The organism is Lentzea sp. NPDC005914 (assembly GCF_040629405.1).
Classification (GTDB): Bacteria; Actinomycetota; Actinomycetes; order Mycobacteriales; family Pseudonocardiaceae; genus Lentzea.
The window spans coordinates 40,278-55,638 of the sequence record NZ_JBEXVQ010000009.1 but is presented as its reverse complement, the minus strand read 5'-3'; the positions used below and the strand labels follow the sequence as shown (position 1 = coordinate 55,638).

Genomic DNA, 15,361 nt, shown 5'->3' with positions numbered 1-15,361 from the left:
TGCCCCGCGAGCGAGAAAATCTTCAATGGATTTTCGTGACCACCTTGACACTTCCGCGAGCACTGTGCGTGCGGTACTTTTCGGGCGTCTTGCGGACGCGTGCGGGGGTTCTGACGTCGGCAGACAGTATTTGTCACGGGGGTTCTTGGGGGATCCATTGTCCGAGGGGTCGGTCGGCCGCGCACTGTTGAGCGGCGATGTGTTTGACGATCGCTGCCGACGAGGCCTGCTCAGGGTCACGGCCCTCGTCGCCACGACGGTGCTTGTGTTCGGCTCGGCGTCCGCCGCCGCGTTCGCGCAGGACGACCCGACGAGCACGAGCACACCTCCGCCGTCGACCTCGCAGCCCACGCCGAGCAACGACCCGGAGCCACCCCCGGTCGTCGAGCCTGAGCCCGAGCCGGACAAGACCACCGGCAACGTCACCGGCGTCCTGTACGCCGACAAGAACCGCAACGGCCGGCAAGATCCCCAGGAAGCCATCTCCGGCGGCAAGGTCGAGATCTTCGGCGGCGGAGACGGTTCCAGGCACCGCACGACCAGCGACGCGAACGGCAAGTTCACGTTCACGGGCCTCGTGCCCGGCACCTACGAGCCGACCTACGACCTGGCCGGTGGCTGGGCCGTGCACCACACCCAGATCAACGGCGACCTGATCACGGTCGCCGCGGACACGGTGACCGAGGTCGAGGCACGCGCGGAGCGGCGCTACGACGAGCAGATCAAGGCGACCGCGACGCTCGACCGCGAGAGCTACAAGCACCCGGCGAACGCGACGATCAGGCTCAGCCTGACCAACACCACCGACCGCCCGATCAACGGCATCCAGGCCGTCTGCGACCGCGAGGAGACCGCGAACGCACTCGGCCGCGTCGACGGCTGGAACCTGCTGAAGGGCAACGGTCTGCGGCTCGAGCCCGGTGAGCAGCGCACGATCTTCATCGTCGAGGAGATCCCGGACGCCGCCCGCGAGAAGGGCTCCGTCAAGCTCGACTGCGACTTCGCGCCGTTCGCCGACTGGAACACCGACGGCCCCTCGGTGCACGACGAGGCGGCGGTGACCGGCGGCTCCGGCAGCTACACGATGATCGTCGGCTACGACTGGAACGCCGACAACCGCATCGACCCCGGCGAGGTCGTCGACGGCGCCCAGGTCGTGCTGCTGCACCCGCAGACCGGCGCCGAGGTCGCCGAGGGCCGCAGCGACCAGACCGGCAAGATCCAGTTCACGGGTCTCGCGGTCGGGGACTACCGGGCGGTGGTCCTCGGCGGGTGGGGGTTCCGCGACGCCGGTCAGGACCAGGTGACCATCACCGACAAGGACACGTCCGGCTACCGGATCCTGAAGTACGCGAGGCCCGCGGACCTGCGCGGCACGGTGAAGTTCGAGAAGGACCGCTACGAGTCGCACGAGATCGTGCGCATGTGGCTGACCGTCACGAACGTCGGCGGCCAGACGGCCGAGCGGGCCCGCCTGGAGCACCGGTTGCAGTCGCTGGACGTCCCGGACGAGCAGTGGGGCGACTTCAGGCCCTACGGTCCCGGCACCCGGATCCCCGCCGGCGAGTCCCGCACGTTCGAGGTCACGGGCAAGATCCACGACTTCCGCGACGGCAGGCTGACGGTGTCGAGGTGGCTCGACTACCTCGGCCGGCCGAACCCGCACAACAGCTACTTCAGCGGCGACGTCGAGGTCGTGCAGACCCGCGGCGACCTCACCGGTGTCGTCTACGCCGACGCCAACGGCAACGGGCAGCAGGACCCCGGCGAGACCGCGCCGTTCGTCGTGGTCGAGGCCAACGGCGGTGCGCCGTACGGGTACCTGAAGACGACCACGGACGTCTTCGGACGCTTCTCGTTCAAGGACGTGCCCTCCGGCGACTACCTGATCAGGTACACGCTGGCCGACGGGTGGATCGTCCACGTCGAGGGCGACGACCCGCCGAGCCGCGTGGAGCCAGGAGCAGCCGTCAAGCTCGTCGCACGGGCGGAGCGGCCGTACCGCGAGACGCTCAAGTCGAGCGTGGTGCTCGACAAGTCCACCTACGCGGTCGGGGACATCGCCAAGATCACGATCAAGCTGACGAACACCGGCAACCGCGAGATCAGCGGCATCCAGGCCGGGTGCAACCGGGTCGGCGACGCCAACCACCTCGGCGGCAGCGACGAGGACCCGATGACCGGCTGGGGCGATCTGAGCTTCTGGGGCAAGGGCGTGACCGTCACCCCCGGTGAGACCAAGACGCTGGTGGTCACGGAGAAAGTGCCCAAGGCGTCGCGCAACAAGCGCCGGGTGGTCATCTCCTGCGACTTCGAGCCGAACCCCGGCTACAACACCGACGGTCCGTACGGCTTCGACTGGGCCAGCGTTCCCGGTGGGTCCGGCGGGATCACGGGACCGCTCTACTACGACCGCGACAACAACCACAGGGTCGACCCCGGCGAGGCCATCGCGAACACCAGGATCCTGCTGCTCACCGACAAGGAGGACGGCCTGACCGTCGCCGAGACGACGTCGGACGCACTGGGCAACGTGCGCTTCGAGAAGATCCCGCCGGGTGAGTTCTGGTTGTGGGTCGACGGGCCGTGGAAGTTCGACGGCGAGTGGGGCGGCCACGTGCAGGTCTTCGGTGACGTCGTGGCCGACTACAACTTCCCGGTGGTCCCGGGCCCGGCACCGAAGCCGGACGGCGAAGAGCCCGGCCAGGACACCGGCGACGACACCGGCGAGTACTTCGCGGACACGGGCGGTGCGCTCGCCAAGACCGGCGCCAGCGTGCTCGGACTCGGTGTGGTCGCCGCGCTCCTCATCGCGTTCGGCTTCGGCGCGCGCGTCGCGGGTCGCCGCAAAAATTCTTGATTCACCGGCACTAACTCCTGGGGAAACCAGATGTCAGAGAGATCGGCCAGAGGCCTGCTCAGATTCACGGCTCTAGCCACCGCGGCGGTGCTGGCGCTCGGCGGAGCGTCCACCGCACTCGCGCAGGAAGACCCGACGAGCAGCGCGCCGACCCCGACGGAAACGGTGACGCCACCGCCGTCGTCCTCGACCCCGGAGCCCACGCCTCCCGCCTCGACCGAGCCCACTGCACCGTCGTCGACCGAGCCCGCCCCGCCGTCCGACCCGGCCCCGCCCGTCGCCCCACCTGCCGCGACGGTCGAGCCCGCGAAGCCGCAGGAGCAGAAGGTCGAGGCCAGGCAGGCCGCGCCGGACCTCCAGCTCTCCGTGAAGTTCGACCGCCCCGAGTTCACCCAGGGCGACCCGATCAGCCTCACGGTCAACGTCCGCAACGCCGGTGACGCGCCCGCGAACCAGATCCGGTTCGCCAGCGACCTCTACGCGATCTACCTGACCACCGGCGTCGACGAGCTGGTCTCCCGCCCGAGCCTGGCGCCCGGCGAGTCGAAGACGATCAAGCTCGGCGCCACCACCGAGGGGCAGCTCGGCGACAGGATCGCGCTCACCCTGCGGGCCTACGTCGAGGGCGCGACCGACAAGACGCCGAACGACAACCAGGTGCGGGCCGAGGCGAAGTTCGTCAAGAAGACGGGCCGCCTGTCCGGTGTGGTGTACGAGGACAAGAACGGCAACGGTGTCGCCGACCCCGGCGAGAACGCGCCCAACTACCTGCAGCTGAAGCTGACCGGCGGCCCCGACTTCCCCGGCTCGACGTTCTACGTCTACGACGGCAAGTTCTCGTTCTGGGACATGCCCGCCGGCACCTACCAGGCACGCGTGGCCGCCGCGTACAACCCCGACGGCATCGCGGTGAGCCCCGGCCAGTTCATCGTCGTGAAGAACGGCGAGAGCACCGAGGTCGCGCTCCGGCTCGGGCCGACGCTCGCCCGCACGCTGCAGGTGTCCGGGTACTCGTTCGACAAGGCGAAGTACCTCAAGGGCGACCCGATCTCGGTGACGGTCAACCTGAGGAACACCGGCACGAAGCCGATCACCAACCTGGTCGCGGTGTGCGACCCGGAGAACGACCCGGCGACGCTGGACGGCACCGGGCCCGGCTGGGGTGAGCTGCGGCCGGACCGCGGCGGCATCACGATCGGTGTGGGCGAGACCAAGTCCGTCACCGTCACCGACACCGTGCCCGACGCCGACTTCCCGACCGGCAAGGTCTACTTCGCGTGCGCCTTCAGCGTCGACGGCCGCAACATCGAGGGCAAGTACGGCTCGCCCGGTTACTCCGACCCCGGCCTCACCGCTGGTGCGGCGGTCGCCGGCACCATCGGCACGGTGTCCGGCCGCGTGCTGCGCAACGGCACGCCGGTCAGCAACCAGCAGGTCAAGGTCGTCGCGTTCAACGCGGCGAACCGGATCGTGGGTGACGCCCAGACCTACGACATGACCGCCAGGTGGTCGATGTCGAACGTGCCGCAGGGCAAGGTCGCGCTGCAGGTCGTCGGCCGGTGGAAACTCGCCGACGGCAGCGCTCAGCGGCTCGTCAACGCCGTGGGCGACCAGGACGTCAGTGTCGACCTGGAGGTCGTGGACGGTCCCGAGGTGAAGGACCCGACGTTCTTCGCCCCCGACCTCAAGGTGTCGGTCACCTTCGACAAGGAGACCTACGACATCTCCGACCCGGTGCGGATGACGCTCAAGGTCGAGAACATCGGCACCGGCAAGAACCCCGCGCGGGGTGACTGGCGCAACCCCTACGTCGAGGAACAGCCGTACTTCGACTACCAGCAGATCCGCAAGTTCGTGGAAGCACCGATCGAGCTGTGGCCGGGTGAGAGCAAGCAGATCATCCTGACCGGCAAGGCGCGGGACGGCGGCTCGGACCCGGAGAAGCTCCGCACGCTGCGCTACGCCGCCGAGGTCGGCACGCAGTCCGCTGATCCGAACCCCGGCAACAACAAGGCCGAGGCCCGGGCGGCGGTCGGCTGGGGCTCCGGCTCGCTGACGGTCTTCTTCTACGGCGACCGCAACCTGAACGGACAGCCGGACGCGGGCGAGGAGCTCGCGAACCGGAACATGCGGATCGGCGGCGGACGGCCCTACGTCAACGTGAACGGCAAGACCGACGCGTCCGGCAAGGTCCGGTTCACCGGACTGCCCGCGGGCAGCTACGGCGCCTGGGACAGCATCGAGTCCCAGGGCGGCTGGGTGGACTCCGGACCCAGCCCGGACGCGGTGGTCAACCCCGGCGACGAGGACACCCTGTCGATCAGGCTGGTCCGGCCGCTGTCGGACAAGCTGAAGGCGACGCTGAAGTTCGACCAGCCGTCCTACCCGGCGGGTGCCAGGGTCGGCATCACCGCGACGATCACGAACAACACCGACAAGCCGGTCCAGATCAAGGCGGACTGCGGCAGTGCGTGGGGCTCGCATCTGGGCAACGAAACCGACGAGTGGGGCGTGCTGAAGAAGAACGGCCCCGGCGTGGAGGTCGCGGTCGGTGCGACGTACACCCACCGTGTCAGCTCCGCGATGCCGGCGGACTCGCCGGACTACGGCTACGTCGGCATCAGCTGCGGGATCGGGCTGGAGGGCAACTCCGGCAACCCCTGGGTCAGTGCGGAGACCAGGGTGCCGGGCGTGACGCAGACGTTCCGCGGCATGGTCGTCACCGGCGCCTGGGAGAACCCGCAGCCGGTGCCGAACGTGAAACTGGTGCTGCTCGACCCGGACACCAACCAGCCGGTCGCGAGCACCACCGCCGATGCGGACGGCAAGTGGATCTTCCCGGACCTGGCGGTCGGCGCGTACAAGCCGGTCGTGGTCGGCCCGTGGCGGGTCAAGGACGAGCTCTGGCAGGAGGGTGAGGGTTTCATCAACGTCCGCGGCAGGAACGAGCCGAACCCGCTCTGGGTCGATCCGGGCCCCGTCGTCGCCGACCCGGAGGTCGTCACCTCCGGTGGCGGACCGGGCAAGGGTGGTAAGCACACCGGCCTGCTGCCCGCGAAGAAGATGAAGACGCTGAAGACGATCAGGAACACCAGCGCGCTCGCGAACACGGGCGTGAGCGTCCTCGGGCTCGTCCTCTTCGGCGGCCTGCTCGTGCTGGCCGGGGCGGCGATGCGACGCAGGCCCGCGGTCAGGTAGCACCACGCACCGACGCCGGTGGGGCGGTGCTCGCCACGAGTGTCACCCCACCGCGTTACAGCTGCGTCCAACGTCACACCTGCCGTCCACACTGGACAGTTGATGTTGGAAACGGCTTTCCAGCAACAGGTTCGCTGCGGTAGCTTGCCCTCGTCCGGTAGACGCGTGCGGGGGTTCGACGTCAGCGGACCACACCTACTGGGGTCTTTGGGGGATTCCTTTGTCCGAGAAATCGGTCAGCCGTGCCCTGCTCAGAATCGGGGCCTTGACCACCGCTGCCGTGCTCGCGTTCGGCGGCGCCACGACCGGTGCGCTCGCGCAGGAGCCGGAGACGCCGAGCTCCAGCGCCGAGCCGACGCCGACTTCCACTCCGGCACCGACGAGTGAGACCGGCACACCTCCGTCCACTTCGGAACAGCCGGCGCCGCCGACGTCCACCGAACCGGTACCACCGTCCTCGACGGAACCGGCTCCGTCCACTCCGGACGCGAAGCCGGACGTGAAGACGGAGCACGAGAAGACCCCGCAGCCGCTTCCCGCGAACACGAGCGAGAAGCGCGCGGACCTCTCCGTGCAGGTGACCCCGGACAAGGCCGAGTTCCAGCCCGGCGAGGACCTCGGTCTCACGCTGACCGTGACCAACAAGGGCGACGCTCCGGCCGTCAACATCAGGTTCGGCTACGAGAGCGTCCAGGCCTGGCTGGCCGCCGGTGCCGACGAGCTGAGCTCGCGCCCTTCGCTCGCGCCCGGCCAGAAGAAGGTCTTCCGCGTGGTTCTGCGGCCGACCAGCACGTCCTCGCCGTCGATTCCGTTCGTGTTCCGCGCGACCGTGGACGGCGTCGCCGACCCGACGCCGGGTGACAACGGCACGACCGCCGACATCAAGGTGCAGCAGCTCCGCGGCACGGTGTCCGGCGTCGTGTACTTCGACAAGAACGGCAACGGCGGCTTCGACGAGGGCGAAGGCCTGGCGAGCAGCTGGATCAGCACGCGGGGCGGAGTGCCCAGCGGTTCGAACACCGGCATCACCGATGCAGGCGGCGCGTTCAAGATCTACAGCGTGCCGGCCGGGCAGCACAAGGTCTGGAGCATCGGCTTCGACTCCAAGTACGTCGTGCAGCCGGGCTTCGCGGACTTCGTGGTGCGCGACGGCCAGGAAACCAAGATCATGGTGCCGGTCGTGGCGCCGGTCAGCTCCACGCTGAGCGCGTCGGTGACGTTCGACAAGGACTCGTACGGGCCCTCCGACGAGGTCGGGCTGAACATCACGCTGAGCAACAGCGGCACCCAGCCGCTCACCGGTGTGGTCGCGGTGTGCCGCAACTACGACGGGTACCTCACCAGCGCCCGCTGGGGTGCGCTGGCCCCGGACGGTGCCGGCGTCACGGTGCCGGCGGGTGGCCAGACGAAGCTCCGCATCGCCGACAGCGTGCCGAAGAACCTGAGCTACACCACGTTCTACGCGGACTGCGCGTTCGGCAACGCGGGTGCCAACGAGACCGGCTACACGCGCGCGGCCTTCGTGTCCGCTCGGGTGCACGGCGTCTTCGGCCGCGTTTCGGGCAAGGTCGTGAACTCCACGACCGGTGAGCCGGTCCGCAACACGCCGGTGAGCGTGCTGGACGCCGTCACGCGGCGCCCGCTGAAGGACGCGAGCACCTGGGACGACGGCACCCTGTCCATCTGGGACGTGCCGGTCGGCAAGGTCGTCTTCGTGGTCGCCGGCAAGTGGGCGCCCAAGGACGGCGAGGAGTTCACCGCGGACATCGCCGCGGACACGACGGCCAGGGCGGACCTCCAGGTCGTGCCGAGCGACGTCGACGTACCGGCGCCGGCCAAGCACCAGCCGGACTTCACCGTCACGGCGAAGTTCGACAAGGACTCCTACGACATCGCCGAGCCGATGCGCGTGCACGTCACGGTGAAGAACGTAGGCACGGGCTACCAGTCCGGCGTGAGCCTCTCCACCGAGTGGATGAGCGGCACCAGCGAGTTCGAGTTCGACAGGTCGCAGTTCGGCGAGTTCGCCGACATGAAGTCCGTGCGGTTGTGGCCGGGCGAGAGCCGCGAGCTGACCCTGGTCGGCCGTGCGCCGTTCTTCCTGCGTGACGGCAACAAGGTCACGCTGAAGCTCAAGACCAGTTCCTACGAGGACAAGAACGCGGCGAACGACTCGTCGACGGCGACTACTGCCGTCACGTTCCTCAAGGGTGACGCGGTGGTCGTGCTGTACGGCGACCGCAACGGCAACGGCCGGATGGACGCGGGCGAGGAGCTCGCCGACACCAAGCTGTCGGTGTCCGGTGGCACCACTTCGAGCATGTGGAAGGACGGCAAGACCGACTCTTCCGGCCGCGCGCGGTTCCGCGATCTGCCGGTCGGGGTGTTCAGCGTCTTCGCCTACTACAACGACGGCTGGGTCCGGCACGACCGCGCCGAGCTGACCGTCAGCGCGAACGCCGAGTCGGTGCTCGAGGTCGGCGCGGTGCGGCCGTTGTCCGACAAGCTCTCCGCCTCGATCAGGTTCACCAAGCGCGTGTACGCGCCGGGCGAGCGCTACGAGGCCGACCTCACGATCACCAACAACACGGGCGCGGACCTGCCCGCGGTGAAGGCGTTCTGCAGTGGCGCCGGTGAGCCGGGCGAGATCTACAACTGGGACGGCGCATGGGGTCCGCTGTCCTCGGACGGCGCGGGTGTGCCCGTGGCGAACGGTCAGACCAGGACGTTCCGCGTCGGGGGCGAGCAGCCGGAGGACGCACCGCGCATCGGCTACGCCACGATCGGCTGCGTCGTCGGACCCGACACGTCCGAGAGCGGTGCACCGCTGGCGCACGACGAGCTGCGGGTGCCCGGTCAGCGTGCCGACGCCATCGGCGTGCTGCTGAAGGACGACCCGGCCGGCGGCGTGGACGACTTCCCGGTGGCCAAGGCGACCGTCGTGCTGACGGACACCGTCTCGAAGAAGGTCGTCGCCCGCACCATCACCGACGAGCAGGGCAAGTTCAAGTTCTTCACCCTGCCGGTGGGCCGGTACGACGTGCTCGTCCCCGGTCCGTGGCAGGTCGAGTACCGCCGCATCAACCCGTACTTCCACGTGAAGGTCGGCGGCGAGACGACCGAGCAGAGGCTCTGGGTCGTGCCGGGTCCCGAAGTCACCGATCCGGGCGACCCGCTGCCGGAGGACCAGACGCCGGGCACGAACGTCCCGCCCGTCAAGGCCTCCGCGGGCGGTAGCGCCGAGGTGCTCGCCAAGACCGGTGCCAGCGTGCTCGGTCTGGGCGTGCTGGGTGCGCTGCTCGTCGCCTTCGGGCTCGGTGCCAGCGTGATCGGCCGCCGCAAGAACGCATGACGAACGAGTTCCCGGCCGGCACTCACCTCGAGTGCCGGCCGTTCCACCAGACCTGGGGGATCCATTGTCCGAGAGATCGGTCAGACGTGCCCTGCTCAGCATCGGGGCCCTGACCACCGCTGTCGTCCTGACGCTCGGCGCGGCCACCACCGGTGCGCTCGCGCAGGAGCCGGAGACGCCGAGCTCGAGCGCCGAGCCGACGCCGAGCTCCGCACCGCCGAGTTCCACACCGCCGACCGAGCCGAGCACGCCACCGTCCACTTCGGAGGATCCAGCTCCGCCGTCGACCACGGACCCGGCACCGCCCACGTCGACTTCGCCGTCACAGCCGGGCACGCCGCCGAGCAGCTCGTCGGCGACCCAGCCACCCGTGACGACGTCGAGCAGCACGCCTCCACCCGGCAATCCCGCACTGCCGGACCTCAAGGTGACCGCGACGCTGGACAAGTCCGGCTACCAGTCGCACGAGCCGGTGCGCGCCACCCTGACCATCACCAACCAGAGCTCGGTCGCCGCGGAACGAGTGCGGGGCAGCGCCTGGGGCATCGCGGTCGACGACGACCAGTGGGGCGACTTCTCCTGGCGCACCGGAGGCGGCCGCCTCGCGCCCGGTGAGACTCGCACGATCACCGTGGCGGGCACGATCCAGCAGCTGGAGGCGGACGGCCGGGTGCTCGTGCGCGGCACGGTCGAGTCCGGTGCGGGCGACGCCAACACGTCCGACAACTTCTTCTCCGCGTACGCCAACGTGACCAAGACGTTCGGCAGCGTGAGCGGGGTCGTCTTCGCCGACGCCAACCGCAACGGCCAGGTGGACGCCGGTGAGCAGGTCGCCGGCGGCAAGGTCGCCGTCTACGGAGGCAGCCCGGCCGCCGAGTACCGCACGGTCACCGACGCGAACGGCTTCTTCAGCCTCGCCAACGTTCCGACCGGTAAGTACTACCCCTACTACGAGCTGCCCGACGGCTGGCTCGTGCACGCCGAGGCCGGCCAGGAGACCTTCACGGTCGCCCCTGACCAGACGACCGACCTGAAGGCACGTGCCGAGCGCCCGTTCTCCGAGGTGCTGACGGCCTCGGGGTCGCTCGACCGCGAGAGCTACACCTACCCGGCCAAGGCGAAGATCTCCCTGACGCTCAAGAACATCAGCGCCTACCCGGTCAGCGGCATCCAGGCCGGGTGCAACCGGGTCGGCGACGCCAACCACCTCGGCAGCGGCTCCGGCTGGGCCGACTTCGCCCAGGGCGTCACGCTCGCGCCGGGCGAGAGCAGGTCGTTCGAGATCGTCGAGGACATCCCTCAAGCGGCGCTGACCAGTGGCACCGTGCAGCTCTACTGCGACTTCGCGCCCAACGTCGGCTACAACGCCGACGGCCCGCAGATCGGCGATTCCGCGACGGTGAAGTCCTCGACCGGCAAGTTCACGGTCAAGTTCGTCCACGACAAGAACGGCAACAACTGGGACGACGCCGGTGAGGAGATCGCCGGTCTCAAGGTGGCCGTGCTGAACCAGACCACCGGTGCCAAGGCCGCCGACTTCGTGAGCGGACCGGACGGCAAGATCGTGTTCACCGGGATTCCGGCCGGGCAGTACTGGGGTGTGTTCGGTGCCGGCTGGAAGCTGCGGGGTGCCCAGGGCGGCATGCCGGTGTACGTCCCGGAGTCCGACACCGGTGGCGGCGCCGTCTACTTCATGGAGCCGGGAACGTCCGCCGCCGAACTGCGCGGCTCGCTGACGGCCGAGAAGTCGAGCTACGAGTCGCACGAGACGGTGCGCATGACGGCGACCGTCACCAACATCGGTGGTCAGGCAGCACACCACGCCAAGCTGATGTGGTCGCTGTACGACGTGGAGACCCCTGAAGAGCAGTGGGGCGAATTCGGCTGGCGTGGTGCCGGCATCGAGCTGGCCTCAGGGGAGTCGCGCTCGTTCCAGGTCTCCGGTCCGATCCGCAACATCATGAACGGCAAGGTGCGGCCGTCGACCATCATCGACTGGGACGGCCGGCCGAACCCGTGCCAGTGCGGGCTCTCCGGCGAGGTCACCGTCGTGCAGACCAAGGGTGAGATCTCCGGTCTCGCCTACGCGGACAAGAACCGCAACGGACAGCAGGACGCGGGCGAGGCCGCCGCGGGTGTCGTGGTCGAGGCCAACGGCGGCGTGCCGTACGGCTACTTCAAGACCACCACGGACGCGGACGGCCGTTACTCGTTCAAGGACCTGCCGTCGGGTGACTACTACGTCGGCTACACCTTCGCGGACGGCTGGGTGGTCCACTCGGACGGCGGCGACTCGAAGATCCGCGTGCAGCCGGGTGCTCCGGTCTCGCTGACCGCACGCGGGGAGCGTCCGTACACCGAGTCGCTCAGCGCGACGCTGACGCTCGACAAGGAGACCTACCAGGTCGGCGAGGAGGCCAAGATCACGATCACGCTGACGAACTCGGGTGATCGGCCGCTCGCCAACATCCAGGCCTGGTGCAACCGGATCGGCGACGGCAACCAGCTCGGCGGCTCGCCGAACGGCCCCGCCACCGGCTGGGGCGAGCTGATCCCGCCCGGCAAGGGTGTGACGGTCGGTGCCGGCGAGACCAGGACGTTCATCGCCACTGAGAAGGTGCCGCAGGCCGCGTTCACCTACGGCACGGTTGTCGCGTCCTGCGGCTTCGCGCCGCATGCCGGCTGGAACACCGACGCCGCCGAGGCATCCGACAGCGCTCGTGTTCCCGGAGGGTTCGGTGCGCTGGTCGGCAAGCTCTACTACGACCGCAACGGCAACTGGATGATCGACGCGGGCGAGGCCATCGGCAACACCCGGATCGTGCTGCGCGACCGCGAGCAGAACGCCGACGTCGCCGAGACGGCCTCGGACGCTGAGGGCAACGTGCGTTTCGACCGCGTTCCCGCCGGTGACTGGTGGGCGCAGGTCGACGGGCCGTGGAGGTTCGAGGGCGAGTACGGCGGTCACGTCCGGGTCTTCGCCGGCAGCGAGTGGGGCAACGACTTCATCGTCGTGCCCGACACGCGGCCCGCGACCGGTGGTGGCGGTGGCAACACCCCGCCGCCCGCGGCGGGCGCCAAGACCGGTGACGCGCTCGCCAAGACCGGTGCCAGCGTGCTCGGTCTCGGCCTGGTCGGCGCGCTGCTCGTGGCCTTCGGGTTCGGCGCGTCGGTGATCGGCCGCCGTCGCACGGCATAACTTCCCACCAACAGGGCCCGCACTCACGCCGAGTGCGGGCCCTGTTGTCATCAGCGCCACACTTCGCTGTCCCGAGTGGAGTGTTAGCGTCGCTAACCATTGGGTACCTGGGGGTGACATGACGGTCTGGGAAGCAATCGCCGTGGTCATCGCGGGTGTGTTCGCAGGCGGCATCAACACCGTCGTCGGCAGCGGCACGCTCGTGACGTTCCCCGTGCTGCTCGCCGTCGGGTACCCGCCCGTGGTCGCCAACGTGTCCAACAGCCTCGGCCTCGTGCCCGGTTCGCTGTCCGGCGCGTGGGGGTACCGCGAGGAGCTCAAGGGGCAGAAGTCGCGCATCGCGAAGCTGCTGCCCGCGTCGATCCTCGGCGGCATCGTCGGCGCGATCCTGCTGGTGACGCTGCCGGAAGGCGCGTTCAAGGCGATCGTGCCGGTGCTGATCGTGATCGCGCTGGTCCTCGTGGTGATCCAGCCGTGGCTCAACCGCAAGCTCTCGCACAGGCGCAGCAACGGTGACGGCGGCGTGCTGCTGTGGATCGGCGTGTTCGCGGCGGGCATCTACGGCGGCTACTTCGGGGCCGCGCAGGGCGTGCTGGTCATGGGGATCATGGGCGTGCTCGTCAACGAGCACCTGCAGCGGATGAACGCGCTGAAGAACCTGCTGACCGCGTTCGTGAACCTGGTCGCGGGCGTCCTGTTCATCTTCATCGCCGACGTGGCGTGGACGGCAGTGCTGCTGCTGGCCGTCGGGTCCGTCGTCGGCGGTCAGATCGGGGCCAAGATCGGCCGCAAACTCCCACCCGCCGTGTTGCGCGGCGTCATCGTGGTGGTGGGAGTCGCGGCGATCGTTCAGCTGCTGACCAAGTAGAAGCTCACACGGCGAACGCCCGAGCGGCGGCCAGGAACGCGTCGTTCTCCTCCGGCTCACCGATCGTCACGCGGGTGCCGTCACCCACGAACGCGCGCACCACGACCTTGTGCGCCAGGCAGTGCTCGTTGAACGCGGCCGTGCGCTCACCCAGCGGCAGCCACACGAAGTTCGCCTGGCTCGGCGGCACCTCGTAGCCCATCGCGAGCAACTCGCCGCGCACGCGGGTGCGTTCGGCGACGATCGCGCGGCAGCGGATCATCAGCTCGTCCTCGGCGTCCAGCGAGGCCATCGCGGCCACCTGCGCGAGCGCGTTCACGGAGAACGGCACGTAGACCTTGCGCAGCGCCTCGGCCACGGCGGGCTGGGCGACCGCGTAGCCGATCCGCAGGCCCGCGAGGCCGTACGCCTTGGAGAACGTCCGCAGCACCGCCACGTTGTCGCGACCAGCGGCCCACTGCTGCTTCGCGAGCTCGACGCCGTCCGGGATGTGCGCGTCGTCCACGAACTCCTTGTAGGCCTCGTCGATCACCACGAGCACGTCGGACGGCACGCGGGCGATGAACGCCTCGATCTCCTCGGTGCGCAGCGCGGTGCCGGTCGGGTTGTTCGGGTTGCAGACGAACACCATGCGCGTCTGCGGTGTGATCGCGGCGGCCATCGCGTCCAGGTCGTGCACGTGCTCGGCCGAGAGCGGCACGCGGACCTGCTTCGCGCCCGCCACGTGGACGACGATCGGGTAGGCCTCGAACGACCTCCACGCGAACAGCACCTCGTCGTTCTCGGTGCAGGTCGCCTGGACGAGCTGCTGGCACAGGGTCACCGAGCCGCAGCCGATCGCCAGGTGGTCCGCGGGGACGCCGAGCTTGTCGGAGAGACGGCCGGTGAGTTCGGTGCAGCCCGTGTCGGGGTACCTGTTGATACCGGTCGCCGCCTCGGCGATGGCTTTGACGACGCTCGGGAGCGGTCCGGCGGACACCTCGTTGCTCGCGAGCTTGATGGCGCCCGGGATGGTCCTGCCGGGCACGTAGGACGGCAGGGACGCCAGGTCAGCACGGGTTCGCACGGTCATGCGCACGATCCTCGCATTGCTCCGTCCGATTGGTCACGTTGACTGGAGTTCACCCCGGCGTGGAAGGGTAAGAACATGACCAGTACCCGCATCGAGACGCTTTCCCTCACCGACGGCCGTGAGCTGCGGGTGACGATCGCCGAACCCGACTCCGCAGTACGGGGCGGGCTAGTGGTGCTGCACGAGGCTCGCGGCATCACCGCGAAGGTCCGTTCGCTCGTCAGCAGCCTGGCCGCGGAGGGCTGGCTCGCCATCGCGCCGCACCTCTACGACGCGGACCGCGTGCACGGCGACGACATCAAGGACCAGGTCAGCAAGCTGTCGGGAGACCGCCTGCTGGAGGACACCGACGTCGCGTTCGTCTGGCTGGGTCAGCAGGGCGTGAGCGCGGACCGCATGGGCGTTGTGGGGTTCGACATCGGCGGTACGGTCGCGATGGTGGTCGCCGCGAGTCGCACGATCGGGGCAGCCGTCACCGTCGCGGGGCCCGGGATCCTCGAGCCGCTGTCGGACGGGTTGCCCGCGCTGGTGGACGTCGCGAGCGACCTGACGTGCCCGTGGCTCGGCATCTACCGAGACGACGACTCGGAAGAAGTGAGCAAGCTTCGGGATGCTGTGATCAGCTCGGAAACTGCGTCTGATGTGGTGCGTTTCGACGTTTCCAGTGACGAAGCGTGGGCTCGTGCGTTGAACTGGTTCGACGCACACATGAGGTAAGAGTCTTTACGGCGGATTGGAACCGAACCGTCCTCCAGGTACATCTAAGGGATGCTTCGGACGGCTGACTGGGTGTAGCTGTGAGTAACGCTCAG

The 15,361-nt window shown here is 69.0% G+C and carries 7 protein-coding genes; 6 read left to right on the top strand and 1 reads right to left on the bottom strand.

Annotated features, from left to right (window positions below):
• Positions 1-199 precede the first annotated feature (199 nt).
• From ABZ345_RS14910 to ABZ345_RS14890, 5 genes are all read left to right on the top strand, one after another.
• Positions 200-2,860, top strand: coding sequence for an SdrD B-like domain-containing protein (locus ABZ345_RS14910; RefSeq protein ID WP_359847658.1), 2,661 nt, complete (start codon positions 200-202; stop codon positions 2,858-2,860).
• Between the two features lie 30 nt (positions 2,861-2,890).
• The gene (locus ABZ345_RS14905) at positions 2,891-6,058 is read left to right on the top strand and encodes a carboxypeptidase-like regulatory domain-containing protein (protein ID WP_359847655.1); all 3,168 of its coding nucleotides are present in this window, start codon (positions 2,891-2,893) and stop codon (positions 6,056-6,058) included.
• Positions 6,059-6,323: 265 nt separating this feature from the next.
• Positions 6,324-9,410 carry a hypothetical protein gene (locus ABZ345_RS14900; protein ID WP_359847653.1) on the top strand — a complete coding sequence of 1,029 codons (3,087 nt, stop codon included), beginning with the start codon at positions 6,324-6,326 and terminating at the stop codon, positions 9,408-9,410.
• Between the two features lie 64 nt (positions 9,411-9,474).
• Positions 9,475-12,609: an SdrD B-like domain-containing protein gene (locus ABZ345_RS14895; protein ID WP_359847650.1), complete on the top strand. Its 3,135-nt coding sequence runs from the start codon at positions 9,475-9,477 to the stop codon at positions 12,607-12,609.
• Between the two features lie 118 nt (positions 12,610-12,727).
• Positions 12,728-13,477: a sulfite exporter TauE/SafE family protein gene (locus ABZ345_RS14890; RefSeq protein WP_359847647.1), complete on the top strand. Its 750-nt coding sequence runs from the start codon at positions 12,728-12,730 to the stop codon at positions 13,475-13,477.
• A 4-nt stretch (positions 13,478-13,481) separates the two neighbouring features.
• Here the strand turns inward: ABZ345_RS14890 and hisC are convergent, their stop codons facing one another.
• On the bottom strand, positions 13,482-14,549 hold the full coding sequence (gene hisC, locus ABZ345_RS14885) for a histidinol-phosphate transaminase (protein WP_359847645.1): 1,068 nt from the start codon (positions 14,547-14,549) through the stop codon (positions 13,482-13,484).
• A 75-nt stretch (positions 14,550-14,624) separates the two neighbouring features.
• Here hisC and ABZ345_RS14880 point away from each other — a divergent pair, with 75 nt between their 5' ends.
• Positions 14,625-15,266: a dienelactone hydrolase family protein gene (locus ABZ345_RS14880; protein WP_359847642.1), complete on the top strand. Its 642-nt coding sequence runs from the start codon at positions 14,625-14,627 to the stop codon at positions 15,264-15,266.
• Positions 15,267-15,361 lie beyond the last annotated feature (95 nt).